The sequence below is a fragment of the Mesorhizobium sp. M0833 genome (assembly GCF_040319905.1).
In the GTDB taxonomy this organism is placed as follows: Bacteria; Pseudomonadota; Alphaproteobacteria; order Rhizobiales; family Rhizobiaceae; genus Mesorhizobium.
This window is the reverse complement of record NZ_JAMYOQ010000018.1, coordinates 117,446-139,959: the sequence shown is the minus strand read 5'-3', so window position 1 is coordinate 139,959 and position 22,514 is coordinate 117,446. Positions and strand designations below refer to the sequence as shown.

Sequence of the window (22,514 nt, the reverse complement as noted above, 5' to 3'; positions counted from 1 at the left end):
GCATACGAGATCGTCAGAGAAAGAACGGCGTAGGGCCATGCCTGCCTTAGAATGGGCCAGAGGAACGACTCGCGTATCCAAGGAAATTGCGGAAACAGCGAACCCAGTCCGTAGTAGAGCAGCCAGAGCTGGAGCAGCAGCGGCGTGCCGCGAATAATCGTGCAGAACACCTTGGCCGGCACACTCAAGATCGGCGGGCCGATCACCTGCGCAAGGCCGAGGGGAATGGCCAGCGCGATGCCCAGCACCGACGTTACCACAAGCAGCCAGATGGTCCGCCATATGCCTTGCAAGGCCAGCGGCAGATAGGCCGGCAGCCAATCCCAGCGCATGAGGAAAATCGATGCCACTACGACAACCAGCGCGATCAGGATCAGCGCGATGCGGTGCGGCTGCATCCACAGCGAGGCCCGTGCGGCGGCGTCAATGACCGGAGTTTCGGCGGCCATCAATGCGATCCCGCGATCGAAGGCATGCCGCGTCGTGCCCAGCGCTCAACGCGCCCGATAGCGATGTTGGAGACGAGGGTCAGGACGAGATAGAGCGCGCCCGCCGCCATGAAGAAGGTGAAATAAGCCTTCGTCGCGCCGGCTGCCGTCCGTGTGGTTTGGGTCAGTTCATTAACGCCGACGATCGCGAGAAGCGCGGTGTCCTTGGTGGCGATCAGCCACAGATTTGCCAACCCCGGAATGGCGAAGGGCAGCATTGCCGGCAGCGTTATGCGCCTGAGAAGCAGGCCGGGAGGCATTCCATACGCCCGGGCGGCTTCGATCTGGCCTTGCGGAATGGCGCGGATCGCGCCGCGCAAGACTTCGGTGGAGTAGGCGCCCTGCACGACCCCGAGCACACCTATGCCGGCGACAACCCCGTTGATATCGATCGCGGCATAGCCGAGCGCGGTAAGCAACTGGTTGATGAGGTCGGTACCAGCGAAATAAAGCAGCAGGATCAGGACCAACTCGGGCACGGCGCGGACCACTGTGGTGTAGACTTCCAGCAGGTCACGGACCACCGGTCCGCCATAGAGCTTGCCGTAGGCGCCGCCGACGCCGATCACAAGACCGACCCCAAAGGAACCGAAGGCAATTCCGACCGAGTTTGCCAGCCCGTGCAGAAGGTTGAGACCCCTGCCGTTCGGCGGTTCGAAGGACAGCAATTCCAGCGAACTGGCTCCGAACATGGTGGCGAGAACGTCGCTCAGCTTATGTCCCCCTGGACTTCCGGGTTGAGGCGCCAATGATGTATCAAGCCGGACGTGCCCTCGCGACGATGGCGGCTAGGCCTGCCCGGCTTGATGCCGCTGCCGTCAGTTGGACTGCGACTCGCCGCCGTAGATGTCGAAGTCGAAGTACTTCTTGGTGATTTCGGCATACTTGCCATTGGCTCGGATGGCCTTGATTGCGGCATTGAGCTTATCCTTGAGCTCGGTGTCGCCTTGACGTACGCCGGCGCCGACGCCAGGCCCGAGCACTTCCAGGTCCGGTGCGACATAACCCTTGAGGTCGCAGCACGCTTTGCCTTGATCCGACTTCAAAAATGCGTCGAGCGCGATCGAATCGGCCTGGGTGGCATCGATCCGGCCGGCGGCGAGATCCTGATTTGCCTCGTCCTGCGTCTGGTATTCCTTGATTTCCGCAGCGTCGGTGAAGTGCTTCTTGGCGTAGGCGGCGTGCACCGTGGAGGCCTGAACGCCGATTATCTTGCCCTTCAGCCCCTCTGGCGTCGCATCGAATTTCTGATCCTTGGCGCCGATCACCGCGGTCGGCGTGTTATAATATTTGTCGGAGAAGTCGATTTCCTTCTTGCGTTCGTCGGTAATGGACATCGAATTCATGATTGCATCGATCTTCTTGGTTTTAAGCGCCGGGATAAGGCCGTCCCATGGGACTGGCGTCAATACGCAATCCAGCTTGGCTTCGGCGCAGATCGCGTTGACGATGTCGACTTCCCAGCCGCCCCACTTGCCGGAGGCATCCTGCGAGTAAAACGGCGGATAGGCTTCAGGCGAAAATCCCACCTTGATCTGTTCGGCGCTTGCCGAAAATGCACCCGACAATGCGATCAGCGTGGCCGCGAGCACCGTTTTGAGAAAAGGTTTCATTTCTTTCAGTTCTCCCGTTTTTTGCTTTGACGTTCCCGTCTGCTTTCTCGCAAGTCATCCAACATTGCGCAGAAACTGCTTCAGCCTTTCGGATTTTGGTGCGCCGAAGATCTGTTCCGGCGGCCCTTCTTCCTCGACCAGCCCGTTATGGAGGCAGACGACACGCGTCGCGACCTCGCGGGCAAACTTCATCTCATGGGTGACCAGCACCATGGTGCGGCCTTCGCGCGCCAGGTCGCCGATCACCTTCAGCACCTCACCGACCAGCTCCGGGTCGAGCGCCGAGGTCGGCTCATCGAACAGCATGACGCGCGGATTGATGGCCAGCGCCCTGGCAATCGCGGCGCGCTGTTGTTGGCCGCCCGACAGATAGGCCGGATAGACGTCGCGTTTTTCGGCAAGGCCGACGCGGGCGAGCAGCTTTTCCGCCTCGCCGATCGCCACATCGCGCTTGACGCCGAGCACATGCACGGGAACCTCGATGACGTTCTCGATCAACGTCATGTGGCTCCACAGATTGAAGTTCTGGAAGACCATGCCGAGCTTGGAGCGGATGCGTTCGATCTGCTTGCGGTCGGCGGGCACGGTGTGGCCGTGGCTGTCGGCCTTCAACCGGATCTGCTCGCCATTGACGCGGATGATGCCGCTGGTCGGGTTCTCCAGGCAGTTGATGCAGCGCAGCAGCGTGGATTTGCCCGAGCCTGAGCCGCCGATGATGGCGATCACCTCGCCGTCGCGCGCCGACAGCGAAACGCCCTTCAGTACGTGCAGGTTGCCGAAATTCTTGTGCAGGTTCTCGACGTGGATGGCTTCGGCAGCGCCGTTTTGCGCCTGATGCTTCAGGGCGGTGACGGGCGCTGTCATCGTCGCGGCGCCCCGCGGAGCGACCGAGGCAGTCCTTGCTGGAATTTTTTACCCATTACCCGTCACTGGACAGCGTTCCGATTCTCAAGATGGACCGTTCCGCTTGCCTCCGTCAACCGCAGTTTTTGGACCATTGATCACCGCCTGCCGAGTGGCTATTGGCAGGAGGGGCGCATTTCAGGAGAATTTAGTGGGCAAAGCATACGGGTCGCAGTCGATGGCCGGGGCGCTGCAGCGCGTGCTGATGCGCTCCGCCGCCAGCGCCATGCGTCGGGCCGAAGCGCTGGATTGGCACTATGGCCCCGGCTTCGATCCGCAAAAAGCGGCGGCCCAGCATGATGCGCTGGCCAGGCTGATTTCTGTCTCAGGCGCCGAAATCGAATGGCTGAGCGACGCCGATGACGGGCTTGCCGATTCGGTCTTCACCCACGATCCCTCGCTGATGACCGACCACGGCGCGGTTATCCTCGCTATGGGCAAGGCGCTGCGCCGGCCCGAGCCAGGCCTGCACGAGGCAGCCTATGGGCGCATGGGCATCCCCATCCTCGGTCGTATCGACGCTCCCGGCCAGGTCGAGGGCGGCGACTGCGTGTGGGTGGATGCAAACACGCTGGCCGTCGGCCGCGGCGTACGCACCAATCAGCTCGGCATCCAGCAGCTCTCCAACCTGCTTTCGCCCAAGGGTATCCAGGTCTACGGCTTCGACCTGCCGCTCTGGCAAGGCGAAGAGGCCTGCCTGCACCTGATGTCGGTGATCAGCCCGCTCGCCGACGATCTGGCGCTGGTCTATGCGCCCCTCCTGCCGGTCGCCTTCCACCAGATGCTGCGCGAACGCGGCATTCGGCTGGTCGAGGGCGACGCCGACGAATTCTTCGCCTCGAATGGGCTCAGCCTCAACGTCCTGCCGACCGCGCCGCGCCAGGTTATTGCCGTTGCCGGTTTTCCGAGGACGGCGGCTGCCATGCAGGCCGCTGGCTGTACGGTCTCGACATTCGAGGCCGATGCGCTGTGCATTGCCTGCGAGGGCGGCCCGACCTGCCTCACACGCCCGGTGCTAAGACAATGACGACCATCGGGGAAGCGCTCATCACCTTGCTCGAAGCGCACGGCGTCGACACAGTCTTCGGCATTCCCGGCGTACACACGGTCGAGCTCTATCGCGGGCTTGCGCGATCGAAGATCCGTCACGTCACGCCGCGCCACGAGCAGGGCGCCGGCTTCATGGCTGATGGCTATGCGCGCGCCAGCGGCAGGCCGGGCATCGCCTTCGTCATCACCGGGCCGGGGCTGACCAACACCATCACCGCCATGGGCCAGGCGCGCGCCGATTCGGTGCCGATGCTGGTAATCTCGGGCGTCAACGCCACACCGACGCTGGGCAAAGGCCTTGGCCATCTGCATGAACTGCCGGACCAGCGCGGCATGATGGAGAAGGTGGCGCTGTTTTCGCACCGTGTCACCGAGGCCGGCGAACTGCCCGGCGTGCTCGCCCGCGCCTTTGCGCTGTTTTCATCCTCGCGTCCGGGTCCGGTGCATATCGAGATCCCGACCGATGTCATGAGCCTGCCTGCCAACGGCATCGTGCCGCTGCTGCGGAATTCAGCGCCGCCCGAGCCGGATGTGGCGGCGATTGCCGGGGCGGCAAGGCTATGCGCGTCTGCCCGCCGGCCGCTTATCCTGGCCGGCGGCGGCGCCAAAGCGGCCGAAGCACCGTTGCAGCGCCTTGCCGAGAGGTTGGGAGCGCCGGTCGTCCAGACCGCCAATGCGCGCGGCCTGCTCTATCGCCATCCGCTTGGCGTGCCGGCCAGTCCCAGCCTGAAGGCGGTGCGTGCGCTGATGGCCGGCGCCGATCTGGTCATTGCCGCCGGCACCGAATTCGGTCCGACCGACTATGATGGCTATGGCGACGGCGGTTTTGTCCTGCCTGCCAATCTGATCCGTATCGACATCGGCGCCGACCAGCTTGCCCGCCGGCCGGCCCGGATTTCGATCCAGGCCGATTGCGGTGCAGCGCTCGAGGCGCTGCGTGCCGAACTCGGCACGGGCCAGGCGCAATCGGTCGACGGCGCCGCTCGCGCCGCCGCGACGCGGCAAGCGGCCTTTGCCGAGATCGGCCCGGCTATGCAGGCGCAACTGCGCGCCGTCGAGACGATCCGCGATGCGCTGCCTGGCGCGATCATCGTCGGCGATTCGACCCAGCCGGTCTACGCCGCCAACCTCTATTACGATCATGACCGGCCGGGCGGCTGGTTCAACGCGGCCACCGGCTTCGGCGCGCTTGGCTATGGCCCGGCGGCGGCGATCGGCGCCGTCCTTGCCAGGCCTGAGGCGCCGGTCGTTTGCCTCACCGGCGACGGCGGCTTCCAGTTCACCCTGCCGGAACTGGGCGCCGCGCTCGACGCTGCGGCGCCGGTGATCTTCGCCGTCTGGAACAATCGCGGCTACCGCGAGATCGAAACCTCGATGCTCGACGTCGGCGTCGAGCCGGTCGGCGTCTCCCCGGCACCGCCGGATTTCTGCAAATTGGCCGAAGCCTACGGCATTGCCGCCGAGCGGATTTCCGGCGCCGGCGGCTTGGCGGACGCGCTTGGGCGCGCGCGGGCGACTGGACGACCTTACGTCATCGAGATTTCGGTTGAGTGATCGCGCGAAAGGCGCGACCTTCCGCATCGGCGGCGCGCAATGACGGAGCGGTCGAATATGACGGAAACACTGGACGGCAGACATATCGTGGTGACCGGCGGCACCGGTGCCCTTGGCGGCGCGGTCGTAGGGAACCTGCTGGAGCAGGGCGCGATCTGCCATCTGCCCAACGCTCACGCTGCCGCGCCTGCACATTTCCCCTTCCCGGCGCATGACCGCGTCAGGTTGGCGCATAACGTCGACCTCGCCGACCCTGCCAAGGTCGACGCCTTCTATGCCAGCGTTCCGAATTTATGGGCATCGGTGCATCTGGCCGGCGGCTTCACCGCCGCGCCGGTCGAGAAGATCGAGCCCGCCTCCTTCGCCGAGATGATGGACACCAACGCCCGCACCACCTTCCTGTGCTGCCGCGCGGCGATACGCTCGATGCTGGAATCTTCCGTGCCGGGCCGCATCGTCAATGTCACCGCGCGAGCCGGGCTCGACCCGCGGCGCGGCTCCGGCAAGGTGGCCTACGCCGCCGCCAAGGCGGCAGTCGCCGCGATGACCGTGGCAATGGCCGAAGAGCTGAAGGGCAACGGCATTCTGGTCAACGCCGTGGCGCCCTCGACTCTCGACACGCCGGCCAACCGGGCTGACATGCCGAACGCAGATTTCAGCAGATGGGTCAGCCTTGAAGCGGCCGCCGAGGCCATTGCCTATCTCGCATCGCCGGCCAACATGGCCATCAGCGGCACGCTGGTGCCGCTTTACGGCAGGGCCTAAGCCTGCCGCTCGTCACAAGCAAAAGGTCACAAGCAAAAGCCCCGCCGGATCGTTCCGGCGGGGCTCTTTTGTTTCGTTTATAACCCGCGCGAAGCGCGGTATTGGCTTAGCTGCCCTGCTTCTTCAGCGCGGCGCCAAGGATGTCGCCCAGCGAAGCGCCGGAGTCGGTCGAACCGTATTGGGCGACCGCTTCCTTCTCTTCGGCGATTTCCAGCGCCTTGATGGAGACCTGCAGTTTGCGGGTCTTCTTGTCGAAGGCGATGACGCGGGCGTCGACCTTCTGGCCGACGGTGAAGCGCTCGGGGCGCTGCTCGTCGCGGTCACGGCTGAGGTCGGAGCGCTTGATGAAGGTCTCGATGCCGCTGTCGACCAGCCGCACTTCCAGACCGCCATCCTTCACGCCGATAACCTCGCAGGTGACGACTGCGTTCTTGCGCAGTTCGCCCGACGTCGCGGCTTCGCCGACCGTGTCCTTGGCCAACTGCTTGATGCCGAGCGAGATGCGCTCCTTGTCGATGTCGACGTCGAGCACCTGCGCCTTGACCATGTCGCCGCGATTGTACTCCTCGATCACCTGCTCGCCCGGACGGGTCCAATCGAGGTCGGAAAGGTGGACCATGCCGTCGACGTCGCCTTCGAGGCCGATAAACAGGCCGAACTCGGTCTTGTTCTTGACCTCGCCCTCAACCTGGCTGCCGACCGGATGGCTGCGCGCGAAGGCCTCCCACGGGTTCTCCAGCGTCTGCTTGAGGCCGAGCGAGATACGGCGCTTGGCCGGATCGACTTCGAGCACCACAACGTCGACTTCCTGCGTTGTCGACAGGATCTTGCCGGGATGCACGTTCTTCTTGGTCCACGACATTTCCGAAACGTGGATGAGGCCTTCGATGCCCGGCTCCAGCTCGACGAACGCGCCGTAGTCGGTGATGTTGGTGACGGTACCCTTGATCTTCTTGCCGATCGGGAACTTGGTGCCGATCTCGGACCACGGATCGCTCTCGAGCTGCTTCATGCCGAGCGAGATGCGGTGGGTTTCCTGGTTGATGCGGATGATCTGCACCTTGACCGTCTGGCCGATATTGAGGATTTCGGTCGGATGGTTGACACGGCGCCAGGCCATGTCGGTGACGTGCAGCAGGCCGTCGATGCCGCCGAGGTCGACGAACGCACCATAGTCGGTGATGTTCTTGACGACGCCTTCGACCACCTGGCCTTCTTCGAGGTTCTGCACGATTTCCGAACGCTGTTCGGCGCGGCTTTCCTCGAGCACGGTGCGGCGCGACACCACGATGTTGCCGCGGCGGCGATCCATCTTGAGGATCTCGAAGGGCTGCGGGTTGTGCATCAGCGGCGAGACGTCGCGGATCGGGCGGATGTCGACCTGGCTGCGCGGCAGGAAGGCCACGGCGCCGTCGAGGTCGACGGTGAAGCCGCCCTTGACCTGGTTGAAGATGACGCCTTCGACGCGTTCGCCCTTGGTGAACTTCTCTTCGAGACGGACCCAGCTCTCTTCGCGGCGGGCCTTCTCACGCGACAGCATGGCTTCGCCAAGCGCATTTTCGATACGCTCGACATAGACCTCGACCGTGTCGCCGACCTTGAGCGTCGTGTCCTTGCCCTTGACGCCGAATTCCTTCAGCGGCACGCGGCCTTCGACCTTGAGGCCGACATCGATGATAGCCATGTCCTTCTCAATGGCAGTGATGATGCCCTTGACGACCTGGCCTTCGCCGGAATGGCCGGCGGAAAATGATTCTTCGAGCAGGCTCGCGAAATCATCGCGAGTGGGGTTTGCAACTGACATAGTTTCTCCTGGAATGCCCCGCATCTGTCGCGGGGCGGGCGCCGTGGTTAGCGTTGCGTTGGCCTGCCGGCGTTCCGGGCAAAAAGCCCTTGGCCGCCCTTGAGCGGCAATTCCGGCGCATGAAGAATGCTGGCAGGCTGGTTCACGCCCAATATGGGAATTCTTTGGTCGCCGGCAATCGGCGGCGGCAGGAAAACCCGGCTCAGGCTTCGTTTCTCTTAGCCAGGACGTCGTCGACGATCGCCTGAGCTGCCAGAAACGCGGCCTCTATAGCCATTTCCGACGTGTCGAGCAAGTGCGCATCGGCGGCCGGCTTCAATGGCGAGTCCACGCGGCCCATGTCGCGCTCGTCGCGGCGCACGATATCGGCAAGGATTTCGTCGAAATTGGCAGTGCCGCCGATGCTCTCGATTTCATCCAGCCGCCGCTTTGCCCGCACCTCGGCACTGGCCGTGACATAGAGTTTTACGTCGGCATCGGGACAGACGACGGTGCCGATGTCGCGGCCGTCGAGCACCGCGCCAGGCGGTGTTCTTGCGAAGTCACGCTGTTTCTCGACCAGGATGCGCCGCACCGACGGGATCACTGCCACTTTCGAAGCCGCCTCGCCAACGGCGTGTGCCGAAAGCACTGCGCGGTCGAGCTTTGCCGGATCGACCTGCCGGGCCGCGGTTTCAGCGGCCGAAACATTGTCGAGCGGCAGGCCGAGCCGGAGCAGCGCATGCGCCACCGCGCGATAGGTAAGGCCGGTGTCGAGCAGGTTCAGCCGGTAGTGGTCGGCCAGCCGTCGGGCCAGCGTGCCCTTGCCGGCGCCGGCGGGGCCGTCGATGGCGATGGTAAAAGGGATGCTCATTGGCAGTGGACCAGCCCTCGCGCCTTCGTCATCCCAGGGCGGAGCAGGAGCGAAGCTCCGTCGCGGAGACCCTGGGATCCATGCCGTGACATGTACCGAGAGATGCGGCGGGCCAGAATTCTGAACCGTTGCGATGCTCTGACGTCACGGCATGGATCCTGGGGTCTTCGCCGCGTCGCTTCGCTCCTTGCTTCGCCCCAGGATGACGAAGGGAAGGATGTTGGCGCCCAATCTCCAAGGTTTGCGATTGCCATCAACTGTCACTCGATCTCCGCCCCCAGCCCCTTCATCAGCCCCATGAATTCCGGAAAGCTCGTAGCAATCATCGCCTGGTCGTCGATGGTCACGGGTTTTTCCGTCGCCAGCCCCATCACCAGAAAACTCATGGCGATGCGGTGGTCGAGGTGGGTCTGGACGATGGTGCCTTGTCCATTTGGGTGCTGGCCCAATCCCTTGCCGCCCGGCTTTCCACGCACGACAAGCGAGGCCTCGCCCTCGGTGCAGTCGACGCCGTTGAGCGTTAGCCCGTTGGCGACCGCCGACAGCCGATCGGATTCCTTCACCCGAAGCTCTTCCAGCCCGAGCATCAGCGTTTCGCCCTCGGCGAAGCTGGCCGCCACGGCAAGCACCGGATACTCGTCGATCATGGTCGGCGCCCGTTCGGGCGGCACGGTGACGCCCTTCAGCTCGGAATAGCGCACGCGCAGGTCGGCGACGTCCTCGCCGCCTTCGTTGCGCGGGTCGATTATGTCGATGCGCGCGCCCATTTCCTGCAGCGTCAACAGAAGTCCGGTGCGGGTCGGGTTCATCAGCACGTTTTCGATTGTAATGTCCGAGCCTGGCACGATCAGCGCCGCCACCAGTGGAAAGCCCGCCGAGGAGGGGTCGCCTGGCACCGCGATGGTCTGCCCGGTGAGCTTGCCCTGGCCTTCGATGAAAATGTGGCGCACGCCGCGCTCGTCGGTCTCGACCGACAGATTGGCGCCGAATCCCTTGAGCATCTTTTCGGTGTGATCGCGCGTCATCACCGGCTCGATGACGGTGGTGATGCCCGGCGTGTTCAGCCCAGCCAGCAGCACCGCCGACTTGACTTGTGCCGATGCCATCGGCACGCGGTAGGTGATCGGCGCGGCGTGTTTGGGCCCGTGCAGCGTGATCGGCATGCGGTCGCCAGGCGTCGCCTTCAGCACCTGCACGCCCATCTGGCGCAGCGGCTCGAGCACGCGGCCCATCGGCCGGCCGGACAGCGAGGCGTCGCCGATGAAGGTGGTTTCCATGTCATAGGTGCCGACCAGGCCCATGGTGAGGCGGGAGCCCGTGCCGGCATTGCCGAAATCGAGTGGGCCTTCCGGCTGCAGCAGCGCGCCATTGCCGGTGCCGCGGATCACCCACTCGGTGCCATGCTTTTCGATATGAGCGCCCATCGCCTTCATGGCAGCGCCCGTACGCATTACGTCCTCGCCTTCCAGCAGCCCGGTGATGCGGGTTTCGCCAGAGGCCAGGCCACCGAACATGAACGAGCGGTGCGAGATCGACTTGTCGCCCGGCACCCGTGCCGCACCTGAAAGGCCAGATGATTTGCGGGCGGTGGCCTGTTTCGGGGCAGCAGCGTGCGACATGGTTCTTTCCTGGAAACGCCGGCGCCCGGCTATTTTCTTCTGGTTTGCGCGGTCTCCTACCATGGCGGACCGAAATGGTCATCCCCTTGGTACGAAGGCCATCGAATTCACGCTTTTTGGGACGCCGGCTTTTCGCTTTGACAGCGCCGTAAACTCTGGTTAAGGGGACCAAACTTTCATCGACGAGGCTTGCTGTGGCAAAACCCGAACTTGGCACCAAACGCATCGACCCGGAGACGGGTCGAAAATTCTATGACTTGAACAAGGACCCGATCGTCTCGCCTTATACGGGCAAGAGCTATCCGCGCTCCTATTTCGAAGAAGGCAAGATCGCCGCCCTCGAGGAAGAAGAGGAAGTTGCCGAAAAGGAAGTGGACGCCGAGGAGGAAGAGGGCGTCGAGGTCGTCTCGCTCGAAGAGGCGGACGAGGACGCGAAGGCCGACGAGCTTCCCGATCTCGCCGATGACGAGGACGACGTCGACCTTGGCGATGATGAGGATGACACATTCCTCGCCGACGAGGAGGAAGAAGACGACGACGTTGCCGACATGATCGGCGTCGGCGACGACGACGACGAAGTCTGAGCGAACCGCATTCGCCGGCTTTCGCCGCGCCGCCTAGAAAAAGCGGTTGTTGAAGGCTTGATATTGACTGAAGGCGGGGTTAGAAGCCGCCTGCACGAACGGCGCGGTCTAGAACCCGCGCCGGATCTCTTCGCCGGAAACGGCGCCGGCGAACTGCCGGAGTGGGGCCATAGCTCAGTTGGGAGAGCGCTTGAATGGCATTCAAGAGGTCGTCGGTTCGATTCCGATTGGCTCCACCAGTTCTCTCCGCGAAAATCAGCAGAACGGCTGCCCGTCCCGGGCTGGCCGCCATCTGTCGCGGACCTACCTGAGACAACTAGCCGACCTCGGCTCGCCGTCCATCCAAAACGGTGAGCCCGTGCCCGGTCTGGACCAGGCAGCGGGCTGAAACGACCGCTGAGCAAGACTCCGTTACTTGTTGCAGTTCTGCATATCCGACGTCATGGCGCCGCTTGGGGTGTTGTTGTCGGTGTCGTTGCCTGCCGTATCCTTGCAGCGGTCCCCCATACCGTTTGTCTGCGGCGTGGTGGCGTTCGTTGCATTCGGATCGATCTGGTTCGGCGTAGTGGTACTGGTCCCGTTGTTGCCGCTGTTGCCGGCGGTGCCCGTGTCGACGCCGGTATTGCCGTTCATACCAGTTCCGCCAGTTCCCGAACCGGTTGATTGTGCCATGGCAGATGTGGCCAGGCCGATAGCAAGTAGGGATGCAGAGAGAATTTTCATCATCTTAGTGTCTCCATCGAGTTGCATCGCTGGATCGCGATCTATACCCAACGAGAGTTTTTCCAGGATGTTCCGTTCGACAGAAATAGTGATCGATACAGTCATTATGAGAGCTTTGTTGTTCATCGTTTCGTGAATGGCGCCACGACAGTGGGTAAAAGGCGTGCCGCAAGCCGCTGTGTTGCCGGAAGCGCCAGCACCAGCGGCTCGTCGGGCAGGCCATGGACGATCAGCTCCGGGGTCGAGAGCGGGGATGCAGCACGCCGAGGTCGATCTCGCCGGCGGCGAGTGCCCTTTCAAGCAATGGCGAATTCATCCCGATGAGATCCACCTCGACCTCCGGATAACGGCTGCGAAACATCCGCACCGCCTCCTTATCGAATCGAAACGGCCCGTTTCATTCCAATCCTCTACGATCCTTGATCGTGAGCAGCATCCAGCCTGTGCGCAACACGGAGCGCTCTGCCATGGGCGCTCGACGGGCTGCCACCCCGTTGATAAGCCCTCTCCTTAAGGAGAGTCGAAGACATGACGGTTGCGATCGAGATGGGCCACACGAGCGCAGGCGCCCCGGCGGCACTGGATCTTGAGGAGCTGCTGGCGACACGCCTTTTGGTGCAGGGCAATTCTGGCTCCGGCAAGTCCCACCTGCTGCGCCGGCTCTTGGAGCAGAGTGCGCCCTGGGTGCAGCAGACGATCATCGATCCCGAAGGCGACTTCGTGACACTGGGCGACCGTTTTGGCCACCTGGTGATCGACGCCGAGGAGCATACCGAGCGCGGCCTGCAGAGCGCCGGCGAGCGGGCGCGCATCCACCGCGTCTCCACGGTGCTCAATCTCGAGGGGCTCGACGCCGAGAACCAGATGCGGCGCGCCGCCGCCTTCCTCGGCGGGCTTTTCGAGGTCGCCCGCGATCACTGGTATCCGATGCTGGTGGTGGTGGACGAGGCGCAGCTGTTCGCGCCGGCGGTTGCCGGCGAGGTTTCGGACGAGGCGCGCAAGCTCTCTCTCGGCGCCATGACCAACCTGATGTGCCGTGGCCGCAAACGCGGGCTGGCCGGGATCATCGCCACCCAGCGGCTCGCCAAGCTTGCCAAGAACGTCGCCGCCGAGGCTTCCAATTTCCTCATGGGCCGGACCTTTCTCGATATCGACATGGCGCGCGCCGCCGACCTGCTCGGCATGGAGCGGCGCCAGGCGGAAGCCTTTCGCGACCTCGAGCGCGGGCAGTTCATGGCGCTCGGCCCGGCGCTGTCGCGCCGTCCGCTCGGCTTGCGCATCGGCCCGACCGACACAAGCCCGCGCAACGCGACCCCGCGCCTCATGCCGCTGCCGGAATCGGCGTTGGAAGATGCCCGCGCGGTCATCCTGGCGGCCCCGCCGCCCGAAACCGTCCGGCCGCAGCGCCGGTCATCGCCGGACCTGCTCGATCAGCTGATGGCGGCAAAATCGGCGGCGCTGGAAATCCGCCCCGAAGCGGTGGAGCCGCCGATCAGCGCCGAGGACTTGGCGGAGCGGCGCGAGCGCGTCGACCGGGTGCTGCGCGCCGTACTGGCGCAGCCAGATGCCGGCTTCCGCGTCATCGGCGTGCTCTATCAGGAGTTCGTCGTCCGCTGCCGCATCGAGGGCCTGGCCTCGGTCGTGCCGGATCTGCCCGAGTTCCGCCGCATGCTGACGCGCGCCCGCGCCGGCTTGGGCTCCGACATGGCAGGCGACGACGCTTGGCAAGACGTCTCGGCGCGCGCCTCGCTGCTGCCCGAGGATATGCAAGGCGTGTTCCTGATGATCGCCCGCGCGGCCAAGGAGGGCTGGCCCTGTCCGAGCGACGCGGCGATCGCCCGCGCCTATGGCTCACACTCACTACGCCGCGCCCGCCGCCTGCTGACCTATATCGAGGAGCAGGGGCTGATCGTGTGCCAGCTCGACGGGGTCGGGCGGCGGACGGTGACGCTGGTGGAGCTGGCCTGGGCGACGGCACCGGGAGATCCCAATGCGGCGGAGGTGGAGCAGGGGATGTTGGCGGTGTGAGGCGGCGGCCGAGCGCGCAAGGGGAATGCCACGCATCAAGGCGATGTATGACTAAGCGGCAGGTACAGCGGCGAGTCTTTTTTTTGCGCAAATAGGGCCTCGCTGGCCCGCCACAGCTCTTTCTGCCCGGTCTTCATCATACGACGACGATTGGCGCGACGCAGATCCGCCTATTGTAAGTTGTTCGACGCTACAGCACTCCTGCCGACGGCGCTTTACATATCTTCTAGATTACCCGCGGGTCAGTTTTCCAATGAAGAGATCAGCCCCGATCAACTGACGAAGGACAAGAAATACGGCAAGACTGTAGCGCAAATAGCCGCCGGAATTACGCTACCGCCGCCGATTACCCCCTTCGGTTCGTTCTGTTGACATCTCCTGCTTCTGGCGAGATGGTAAGATACTACGCGGCGGCCCTTTTTCCAAAGATTTTATTCTGCAGCTTTATCCAAGGAGTTGGCAATGCGTTTGTCTCGATCGCGCCGACTTATGGCCATCGCCTTGACGGCAATTGCAGCCATTCCCTCTCATGGACATGCCGAGGACAAGCTGCTGACGGAAGCGGTGCAGTTCAACGGTACGATCCTGTATCTCTCCACCAAGGTGCCTGGCCTGATCTTCGGCGCCGTGCGCAACGGCGAGACGGCCTTGGCCGGTTTCGGCAAGATTGCCGACGGGAGTGAAAAGTGCCCGACGGCGACACAATGTTCCGCATCGCGTCAGTGAGCAAAGTGTTCTGCGGCAGCGTGCTTTCCTCGCTGGCGATCGACGGCAAGGTACAGCTCACGGACCGGCTGCAGGATCGCCTTGGCTGGGACGTCACGCTCCCGGAGAAGGACGGCCGCGCCATCCGTCTGATCGATCTCGTCGCGCAAGCTTCGGGCCTTCCGCGGGAGGTGCCGCGGGCCGAGGCGCCCCCCTCCGATCCCTTCTCTACGAACACCAAAGAGGCGCAGATTGCCGCCCTCAAGGACAATCCGCTGCTGTTCGCGCCGGGCACCGCCGTTCTCTATTCGAACTTCGGATACGACCTCCTCGGAGCGGCGCTCGCGAATGTCTCTGGAAAGCCTTACGCCGAGGTCCTTCGGGAGCGTGTCCTCGATCCTCTCGGCATGAAAGACACGGTTTTCAACCCAAGACCGGAGGACCAGCCGCGCCTGATGCAGGGCCATAACTTCGACGGCAGCCCCATGCCCATCGTGCCGACGAGCACAGCCATCGAGTGCGCCGGTGGATTGTACTCGACCGCGGACGACCTGCTGCGCTGGATGAACTGGCATGTCGACAACAAGCCTTCCGCGGCCGAGGCCGAGTTCCGCCTCGTGAACCATGCGGCTTTCTTGTACCGGGACGGGCTCGCGTCGGTGGTGGGGCTGGATGACGGCGGCCCGATGGACGCCATGGGTCTCGGATGGGTCATCATGCTCCCCAACGAGCATCGCCCGCTCATCCTCCAGAAGAGCGGCGGCCTGCAAGGGATGTTTCTCTATGTTGCGATTGCACCGACACGCGGCGTCGGCGCCTTCTTCGTCATGAACGAATTCAATGCCGCCGGCTTCATGGCGGGGGTCAAGACGACGAACGATCTCGTCGCAGAGATCGCTCCACGCTGATTTCGCGCTGATCAGGGGGAACGTGCGCGATGATTAACGCTGTGGAGGGGCCTGACGGACGGCATGTTTCGTGGCAAGGCAAGCGCGACACCGGCTGGCCGACCGCTTAGCTGTCCCCTCCTGAGGACGACCTTTTGCCGGCGCCCGACCCGCTTCATCGCTGCTCACGGCCTGCTCAAGCGGCGGCCAAGGTTCTGCCTCTCGCCTCTTGGCATTCCGCTTTCGTAGCCGACCGCGAATGCCGCGCTGCTTGCAGTCCCGACAGCATCAGCCGCCTCGTGGCGCAACCCGACGCGGGATTCCCTGTCATCGGCGTTGGTCCGCTGCCGCATCGAGGGCCTGGCCTCGGTCGTGCCGGATCTGCCCGAGTTCCGCCGCATGCTGACGCGCGCCCGCGCCGGCTTGGGCTCCGACATGGCAGGCGACGACGCTTGGCAAGACGTCTCGGCGCGCGCCTCGCTGCTGCCCGAGGATATGCAAGGCGTGTTCCTGATGATCGCCCGCGCGGCCAAGGAGGGCTGGCCCTGTCCGAGCGACGCGGCGATCGCCCGCGCCTATGGCTCGCACTCACTACGCCGCGCCCGGCGCCTGCTGACCTATATCGAGGAGCACGGGCTGATCGTGTGCCAGCTCGACGGGGTCGGAAGGCGGACGGTGACGCTGGTGGAGCTCGCCTGGGCGACGGCGCCGGGCGATCCGAATGCGGAGGAGGCGGAGCAGGGGAGGGTGGCTGTTTGATTGGGGTGGTTTAGGCGAAAACTGACGTCGCTCAACATCAGCAAAGCGCCATATCCGGACCTTGCCAGTGATGCTGTGAATGTTAAGTCTCGGCTCCGATGCCGACGTTCCGCCCGAGTTCAAAGACTGACTGCGACCGTTCTGTGGCCTTCGCATCGACAGCGCCGATAAGCTGCGTCCCACATCCTACCCCTTGCGTCCATGGGAGGGTCGTTGTGAACCAAGCCCTACTGCCCGGGCTTGTGGGAAAGCCGATCCAGCGCGTCTCGAAGCGCAGTGGCGGCATCGCCACGCTCGTCAGCGGACATCAGCTCCGGTTCAAGTTCCAGCCTGAAGTGCGGCAGCTCGGTTCGAACGGCGCCACAAGCGCCGGCTAGATTGGCCTTCAGATCGATGACGCGGTAGGTGGCAACGGGATAGGCGATCCCCTTGACCTGGACGTGCCCCATCTCCTCACAGTCGATCATGTCCTTCACTTGCGCAAACGTCTCGTAGGAAATGAGGACGGTCCCCGGTGGCGCCTCCTGTTCCAGGCGCGAGGCGAGATTCACGGCGCCGCCGATTATCGTGTAATCCATCCGGTCCTCGCTGCCGAAGTTACCGACAGTGCAGTAGTCGGTATGGATGCCGATGCGGCAGCGCAGCGGTGTCTCAATTCCAATGTCACGCCAGATTTCGGCAAGTTCGCTCATCCGCTTTTGCATGGTGAGAGCCATCTGCACACACGCCAGCGCGTCCTCCTTGACGCCGCGCGTCTCAGGGTCGCCGAAAAACATCAGGATCGCGTCGCCGACATATTTGTCGATCGTCGCGCCGTGATCCGAAGCAATTTTCGACATTTCCGTCAGATAGTGATTGAGGAGCTGGGTGAGATCCTCGGATTCCATTTTGTCAGTGGTCTCGGTAAAGCCGGCGATATCGGAGAAGCATATTGTCAGTTTCTTGCGCTGGCTGGCGATTCTAACGTCTTGGCGGCCGGCGAATATCGAGCTGTACACTTGCGGCGCCAGGTATTTGGCCAGCTTGCTGGAAAGCGCCTCTAGGGCCGCGGACTTCTCGGCGAGGTTCTCCTCCCTTTGCTTCAGCTCGGTGATGTCCGAATAGACGGCGACCGTGCCGCCGGCGCTGATCCGCCGCTCGCTGATCATGATCCATCGGCCGTCGCCTCGCCGCTGCACCCATGGTTCGCCAGGATTGCGGTGTCGCCACAGGCGCTCGGCAACCCACTCCTCGACCCGCCCCTCGGCGTCCCTGATGTAGCCGCGCTCGGCGGATCGGCGAATGATCTCCTCGAATGCTGTGCCAGGGGTTAGCTCGGTCTCCAGGCCAGCGTAAAGCAGTTCGCGGTAGCGGCTGTTGCTTAGGACAAGCCGGTCCTCTCTGTCATAGAGAGCGAAACCTTCGGAAATGCTTTCGATGGCATCGACTAGCCGCTGACGCGCTTCTGCAACGTCGCGCAGGTTCTTTTCCTCGACCTCGACAGCAGTATCCCGGAAGAGCCTCAGCGCTTGGGCCATGCGCCCGATTTCGTCACTGCCCGCCGCCGGCAGCGGCGCATGAAGGTTGCCCCCCGCAATCGCGAGCATGCCTTGGCTCACGGCCCCCAGTCGGGCGAGGAGGCTGCGGTCGACATAGAGCCAGACAACCAGAACCGAACTCAGGAGGCTGAGGAAGGCGGAGCCGAGCACAACCGCGGTGCCGTAGCGCTGGACGAGCGCGGCTTCGCGACCGGACGCAGCGATCTCCTGGTCTGCCATGGCGACCAGGCGATCGACGCCAGCGGTGAGATTGCGCGACAGTCGATTGTTCTCGGCCAGAAGCCTTTCGCCCTGTGCCAGGACAGCAAACTCGTCCTCTCGCGCCTTGCGGATGCTGTCCTCGCCGTCGGTCAAACCCTTGAACTCGTCGACACGCTGCCGGAAGCGGGTCCGCAGCTTTTCGTCGATCTCCGTGGAAACCTTTTCAAGAGCAGTGAGCGAACGGCGTAGCGGAAAAAGGATCAACGCCAGGTCGCCCGGCGTCGGCGCGTTCGCGACCTTTACCAGCGCGTCGTTGACCGCCGAGATCTCCAGCTGCGCCTTCTGCTGGGGGATGTAGGCCGCAATCGCCTGGACCAGCTCGGCCATCGCCGCTGCGCGTCGATCGGGCGACAGCGACGTATCGGCCGCGACCGCCCGCCATTGCGGGAGCCTGGAATCCATTACTAGGATGCCAGTGGCGACAAGGCGCTGGGCTCCGGTCGTCGTCGCGGCGAGGCGGTTCAGGAGCTCCTCCTTGCGGGCGACCACGTCGAGCCGGGCGACAACAAGAGAGTCGAGCTCCTTCAGGTTGCGCCTCAGAACAATCGCGGCTTCCTCGATCTCGGCCAAATGCACTGTGCCCAGCGTGGCATCCCGGAGGTCCGTGCGCAGGGCCTCGAGGCGGGACATCTCGAGCGCGACGGCAGCCGACACCTCGCTGTGCTGAGCCCTGCTTGTCGCTGCCAGCACCGATGGCGCGGCAGCAGCGACCCGTTCGGCCTGACGCGACAGCTGGAGGGAGGCGAGCGCCGACGGTACTCGATCCGTGGTAATTCGGTCGACGACGTCGCCAACCTGGAGGAAGGCATAAAGCGCCGCAGCGGTTGCCAGCACCGCAAGGGCGCTGATCCCGAAAAAGGCGAGCAACAGCCGGCCGCGTATGCCGAGGCGTTCAAGCATCTCGGCGAGTCGGAACAGTCCGGCCACACTGGTCTGCATCAGACTAGACATCTCAGCCGGCACGCCGGCGATCAGCGAACCCTATTCAACCGGCACGTATTCCCCGCCGCGCCAGACGTACCAAACCCAGCTCTGTTTCGTGAGGTCGCCCTTGTCGTCGAAATCGACCCGGCCGATGACGGTGTCGAATTCCTGTTCGTGCAGCGCCGCAATGACGGCCTTCGGCTCCAGCGAACCTGCCTTCGAGACTGCCTGGGCCCAAACCTGGACCGCGCAGTAGCTCAACAGCGTGTAGCCGGCGGGTTCGAAATTCTCCGCACGGAACTGCTCAACGACCGCGGCCGCTTCTGGGCTTCGCCTCGGGTCGGCCGGGAACGTGAAGAGGGTCCCCTCCGCCGCGGGGCCGGCGATCAGGGCAAATTCCTCAGTCGCCAAAGCATCTCCGGATATGAGCTGAACCGTGTAGCCACTGTCGTGTGCAGCGCGAGCAATCAGCGCAACCTCGGCATGATACCCACCCACATATAAGGCGGAGACGCCGGCGGTCTGCAACGCAGCGACCTCGGCCGAATAGTCGTCCTTCCCGGGAATGTATGCGTCGTAAACGGCCTTAGTCACGCCCCGCTTGTTCAGCTGCTTCCTGGTCTCGTCGGCGAGACCCTTCCCATAGGTCGAGTTGTCGTGGAGGATCGCAATCTTCTTGTTGCCCCAGTGATCGGCAAGGTAGTTGCCGGCGATGAAACCTTGCGCGTCGTCGCGGCCAATGGTGCGAAAGACATTGGCACGGCCCTGTTCGGTCAGCTGCGGATTGGTCGAGCCTGGGGATATCTCAACGACGCCCGCCTCCTCGTACACTTTTGATGCGGGGATCGAGGCCCCGGAGCAATAATGCCCGACGACGAGCACGACCCCGTCAGCCACCAGCTTCTTGGCGGCCGCCACAGCTTGCTCGGGATCGCAGAAGTCGTCGACCGAGATGAGCCTCACCTTCTGGCCGAGCACGCCGCCCGCCGTGTTGACGTCGGCCACTGCCATCTCCGCGCCGCGCTGTCCCTGCTCGCCGATCCAGGCAAGCCGTCCTGTCATCGCAGCCGAGACCCCGACCAGCACCTCCGCCCGCGCGGAACTGAATACGGCCGCGAGAACTGCGATCGCTATGGCGATGATGCGGTGCATGCGTGCATCCTCTGTCGGTAGCTTACGCCAATCCCGTCAGAGCCGACAGCCCCTTCGGCAAGCGCGGCTGTCTCGGGCTGCTATTGCAGCGCACACCCAATTTGGCGAAGCCATCATACACTGGAATGGCGTGTCATAACTCGTTCGCTGAGGTCGGAATCGCGCACGCGTTGGGCACGCCATAGGTCAGGCCGGTGCCGAGTCAGGCCAGGAAGGCCGGGATCTTGGCGCCTGAGGCGATCACCTACGCTGGTAAGACCTGCAGTCAGCCAGTGCCGATCAGGCGGGTGCCGGTGCCCGCGGCGTCAAGTCCGTCGCGCCGGCCGTCGCGTCCAGTGCCCCAGGCGGCCTGTCGGCTTTGTTTCCGTGAATCTCGCTATGCCGCATTGCACAATCGCCTCGCCTGCGCAAAATGCGGCATGATCCGCAAATCCCTCACTGTCCTGGTGATCGATGAGAACCACATCCGCGCTTCGATAATCGAAGCGGGATTGCGGGAGGCCGGGCACCAGCAGGTCACGGTAATCCATGACGTCGCCGGCATCGCGCGGCGGATCGCCGAGATCGAACCCGACGTCATCGTCATCGATCTCGAAAATCCCAACCGCGACATGCTCGAAAACATGTTCCAGCTTTCGCGCGTGGTGAAGCGGCCGATCGCCATGTTCGTTGACCGCTCGGACCAGGCGTCGATCGAGGCAGCGGTGGAAGCCGGGGTGTCGGCCTATGTCGTCGACGGCCTGCGCCAGGAGCGGGTCAAGCCGATCCTCGACATGGCGATCAGCCGCTTCAACGCCTTCTCGCGCATGGCGCGCGAACTGGAAGAGGCCCGCAGCGAGTTGGAGAGCCGCAAGGTGATCGATCGCGCCAAGGGCATCCTGATGAAGTCGCGCGGCCTGTCGGAGGACGCGGCCTACACGCTGCTGCGCAGGACAGCCATGAACCAGAACCGCAAGATCGCCGAAATCGCGCAGAGCCTGGTGACGGCGGCAGGGCTTCTGGATCCCGAGGAGAGTTGACGATGGCGGCCGAGTACCGGATCAATGTTGGCTTCATGCCGCTCTTCGACAGCGCTATCCTTGTCGCGGCGAAGGAAATCGGCTTCGCCCTACGTGAAGGCATCGACCTGACGCTCAACCGGGAAACGTCCTGGGCCAACATCCGCGACCGCATCGCCATCGGCCATTTCGACCTGGCGCATATGCTGGGGCCGATGCCGATCGCCTGCAATCTGGGGCTGACGCCGCTCGCCTCCGACACCGTCGTGCCGTTCTCGCTCGGCCTCGGCGGCAATTGCGTGACGGTTTCGAACGCGGTCTGGGCCGGTATGGCCGCGCACGGCGCCCAACCCGATCTCGATCCGGCGCGGGCCGGCAAGGCGTTGGGCGCGCTGATCCGCGAACGGGCGAATGGCGGCGGCGATCCGCTGCGCTTCGCCGTCGTCCATCCGCATTCCGGGCACAATTACGAACTGCGCTACTGGCTCGCCGCCTGCGGCATCGACCCGTCGCGTGAAATCGAAATCGTCATCGTGCCGCCGCCATTCATGGCCGACGCGCTCGCCGCCGGCAGGATCGACGGCTACTGCGTCGGCGAACCCTGGAACAGCGCCGCGGTCGTCGCCGGCACCGGCCATATCGCCACGGTCAAGGCGGCCATCTGGAAGACCAGCCCGGAGAAAGTCGTCGGCGTGCGCAAGGCATGGGCGGAAAGAGAGCCGGACGCGCTTTCGGCTCTGCTGCGCGCGCTGCATCATGCGGCGCGCTGGTGCCAGGACCCGGCAAACCGCGGCGAACTCGCGGCCCTGATGGCGCAGCCGGCCTTCCTCGGCCTGGCGCCGGCGCTGCAGATGCCGATCCTCAGCGGGCATCTGGCGCTCGGCGGCGGTGCCGAACTGAGCGTCGGCGACTTCTTTCTGCCCTTTAACAAGGCGGCGAACTTCCCGTGGAAGAGCCATGCGCTGTGGTTCTACACGCAGATGGTGCGCTGGGGGCATGTCGCGCACACGCCGGAAAACCTCGCTATTGCCCGCGACTGCTACCGCCCCGATCTCTACCGCTCGGCGTTGAAGCCGCTTGGCGTGGCGCTTCCCGGTGCCAATGCCAAGGTCGAGGGCGCGCTGAAGGCCGCGACTCCGGTCGGTTCGGCGGGGGCAAGCCTGGTGCTCGGTCCCGATGGTTTCTTCGATGGCCAGATCTTCGATCCCGACGAGATCGATGCCTACATTGCCGGCCAGAAATTGGCGCGCGCCGAAGTCTGATCATTTCGGCGCCATTCTTGTGCACTGCACAAAAAATGTGCGTG

Annotated in this window: 20 protein-coding genes, 1 tRNA gene and 1 pseudogene; 11 read left to right on the top strand and 11 right to left on the bottom strand. The window is 64.0% G+C overall.

What is annotated here, in order from left to right; genetic code table 11:
* The 4 genes from NKH98_RS20935 to NKH98_RS20920 form a co-directional block, all read right to left on the bottom strand.
* Window positions 1–449 (bottom strand): ABC transporter permease subunit (locus NKH98_RS20935; RefSeq protein WP_352754086.1); only part of this gene is annotated, 449 nt, incomplete at its 3' end.
* Window positions 449–1,180, bottom strand: coding sequence for an ABC transporter permease (locus tag NKH98_RS20930; RefSeq protein WP_254816058.1), 732 nt, complete (start codon window positions 1,178–1,180; stop codon window positions 449–451). The genes NKH98_RS20935 and NKH98_RS20930, both read right to left, overlap by 1 nt.
* A gap of 126 nt (window positions 1,181–1,306) precedes the next feature.
* A complete protein-coding gene (locus NKH98_RS20925) occupies window positions 1,307–2,101 on the bottom strand; it encodes a transporter substrate-binding domain-containing protein (RefSeq protein WP_352901197.1) in 795 nt (264 codons plus the stop codon).
* A gap of 54 nt (window positions 2,102–2,155) precedes the next feature.
* Window positions 2,156–2,965 carry an ABC transporter ATP-binding protein gene (locus tag NKH98_RS20920; RefSeq protein WP_352901194.1) on the bottom strand — a complete coding sequence of 270 codons (810 nt, stop codon included), beginning with the start codon at window positions 2,963–2,965 and terminating at the stop codon, window positions 2,156–2,158.
* A 217-nt stretch (window positions 2,966–3,182) separates the two neighbouring features.
* Here NKH98_RS20920 and NKH98_RS20915 point away from each other — a divergent pair, with 217 nt between their 5' ends.
* Genes NKH98_RS20915 through NKH98_RS20905 form a run of 3 tightly spaced genes read left to right on the top strand, consistent with a single transcriptional unit; the run spans window position 3,183 to window position 6,373 of the window.
* On the top strand, window positions 3,183–4,031 hold the full coding sequence (locus NKH98_RS20915; protein ID WP_352901216.1) for a dimethylarginine dimethylaminohydrolase family protein: 849 nt from the start codon (window positions 3,183–3,185) through the stop codon (window positions 4,029–4,031).
* Entirely contained in the window at window positions 4,028–5,608 is a 1,581-nt protein-coding gene (locus NKH98_RS20910; RefSeq protein ID WP_254816061.1) for a 5-guanidino-2-oxopentanoate decarboxylase, read from the top strand. The genes NKH98_RS20915 and NKH98_RS20910 overlap by 4 nt, the downstream gene beginning before the upstream one ends.
* Before the next feature lie 57 nt (window positions 5,609–5,665).
* Complete coding sequence (locus NKH98_RS20905) at window positions 5,666–6,373, top strand: SDR family NAD(P)-dependent oxidoreductase (protein WP_352901190.1); 708 nt, start codon at window positions 5,666–5,668, stop codon at window positions 6,371–6,373.
* 106 nt (window positions 6,374–6,479) lie between these two features.
* Here NKH98_RS20905 and rpsA read toward each other — a convergent pair whose 3' ends face one another.
* The 3 genes from rpsA to aroA form a co-directional block, all read right to left on the bottom strand.
* The gene (rpsA, locus tag NKH98_RS20900; protein WP_023676278.1) at window positions 6,480–8,177 is read right to left on the bottom strand and encodes a 30S ribosomal protein S1; all 1,698 of its coding nucleotides are present in this window, start codon (window positions 8,175–8,177) and stop codon (window positions 6,480–6,482) included.
* A 202-nt stretch (window positions 8,178–8,379) separates the two neighbouring features.
* Window positions 8,380–9,030 (bottom strand): (d)CMP kinase, encoded by a 651-nt coding sequence (gene cmk / locus NKH98_RS20895; RefSeq protein ID WP_352901187.1) that lies wholly within the window; start codon window positions 9,028–9,030, stop codon window positions 8,380–8,382.
* A 260-nt stretch (window positions 9,031–9,290) separates the two neighbouring features.
* Entirely contained in the window at window positions 9,291–10,649 is a 1,359-nt protein-coding gene (gene aroA / locus NKH98_RS20890) for a 3-phosphoshikimate 1-carboxyvinyltransferase (RefSeq protein WP_352509789.1), read from the bottom strand.
* Window positions 10,650–10,843: 194 nt separating this feature from the next.
* On the opposite strand from aroA, the gene NKH98_RS20885 reads away from it, so the two are divergent.
* Together NKH98_RS20885 and NKH98_RS20880 are read left to right on the top strand one after the other, a co-directional pair.
* Window positions 10,844–11,233, top strand: coding sequence for a TIGR02300 family protein (locus NKH98_RS20885; protein ID WP_254816066.1), 390 nt, complete (start codon window positions 10,844–10,846; stop codon window positions 11,231–11,233).
* A gap of 163 nt (window positions 11,234–11,396) precedes the next feature.
* A tRNA-Ala gene (locus NKH98_RS20880) sits at window positions 11,397–11,472 on the top strand.
* Between the two features lie 172 nt (window positions 11,473–11,644).
* On the opposite strand, the gene NKH98_RS20875 is transcribed toward NKH98_RS20880, so the two are convergent.
* Together NKH98_RS20875 and NKH98_RS20870 are read right to left on the bottom strand one after the other, a co-directional pair.
* Window positions 11,645–12,082, bottom strand: coding sequence for a hypothetical protein (locus tag NKH98_RS20875; RefSeq protein ID WP_352901184.1), 438 nt, complete (start codon window positions 12,080–12,082; stop codon window positions 11,645–11,647).
* Between the two features lie 103 nt (window positions 12,083–12,185).
* Window positions 12,186–12,317 carry a LysR substrate-binding domain-containing protein gene (locus tag NKH98_RS20870; RefSeq protein ID WP_352901181.1) on the bottom strand — a complete coding sequence of 44 codons (132 nt, stop codon included), beginning with the start codon at window positions 12,315–12,317 and terminating at the stop codon, window positions 12,186–12,188.
* Between the two features lie 167 nt (window positions 12,318–12,484).
* Between NKH98_RS20870 and NKH98_RS20865 the strand changes: the two genes are divergently transcribed.
* The 4 genes and pseudogenes from NKH98_RS20865 to NKH98_RS20850 form a co-directional block, all read left to right on the top strand.
* Window positions 12,485–13,984, top strand: coding sequence for a helicase HerA domain-containing protein (locus tag NKH98_RS20865; protein ID WP_352901178.1), 1,500 nt, complete (start codon window positions 12,485–12,487; stop codon window positions 13,982–13,984).
* Window positions 13,985–14,473: 489 nt separating this feature from the next.
* Entirely contained in the window at window positions 14,474–14,710 is a 237-nt protein-coding gene (locus NKH98_RS20860; protein WP_352901175.1) for a hypothetical protein, read from the top strand.
* Complete coding sequence (ampH, locus tag NKH98_RS20855) at window positions 14,671–15,597, top strand: D-alanyl-D-alanine-carboxypeptidase/endopeptidase AmpH (RefSeq protein ID WP_352901172.1); 927 nt, start codon at window positions 14,671–14,673, stop codon at window positions 15,595–15,597. Before NKH98_RS20860 ends, ampH begins: the two co-directional genes overlap by 40 nt.
* Before the next feature lie 281 nt (window positions 15,598–15,878).
* A pseudogene (locus tag NKH98_RS20850) lies at window positions 15,879–16,335 on the top strand (ATP-binding protein); the annotation flags it as partial.
* 227 nt (window positions 16,336–16,562) lie between these two features.
* Here the strand turns inward: NKH98_RS20850 and NKH98_RS20845 are convergent.
* Together NKH98_RS20845 and NKH98_RS20840 are read right to left on the bottom strand one after the other, a co-directional pair.
* A complete protein-coding gene (locus NKH98_RS20845) occupies window positions 16,563–19,034 on the bottom strand; it encodes a PAS-domain containing protein (RefSeq protein ID WP_352901213.1) in 2,472 nt (823 codons plus the stop codon).
* A gap of 81 nt (window positions 19,035–19,115) precedes the next feature.
* Complete coding sequence (locus tag NKH98_RS20840; protein WP_352901169.1) at window positions 19,116–20,210, bottom strand: branched-chain amino acid ABC transporter substrate-binding protein; 1,095 nt, start codon at window positions 20,208–20,210, stop codon at window positions 19,116–19,118.
* A gap of 419 nt (window positions 20,211–20,629) precedes the next feature.
* On the opposite strand from NKH98_RS20840, the gene NKH98_RS20835 reads away from it, so the two are divergent.
* Window positions 20,630–21,229, top strand: coding sequence for an ANTAR domain-containing response regulator (locus tag NKH98_RS20835; RefSeq protein WP_254816075.1), 600 nt, complete (start codon window positions 20,630–20,632; stop codon window positions 21,227–21,229).
* Window positions 21,230–21,231: 2 nt separating this feature from the next.
* Window positions 21,232–22,470, top strand: coding sequence for a CmpA/NrtA family ABC transporter substrate-binding protein (locus NKH98_RS20830; RefSeq protein ID WP_352901164.1), 1,239 nt, complete (start codon window positions 21,232–21,234; stop codon window positions 22,468–22,470).
* Window positions 22,471–22,514: the final 44 nt, after the last annotated feature.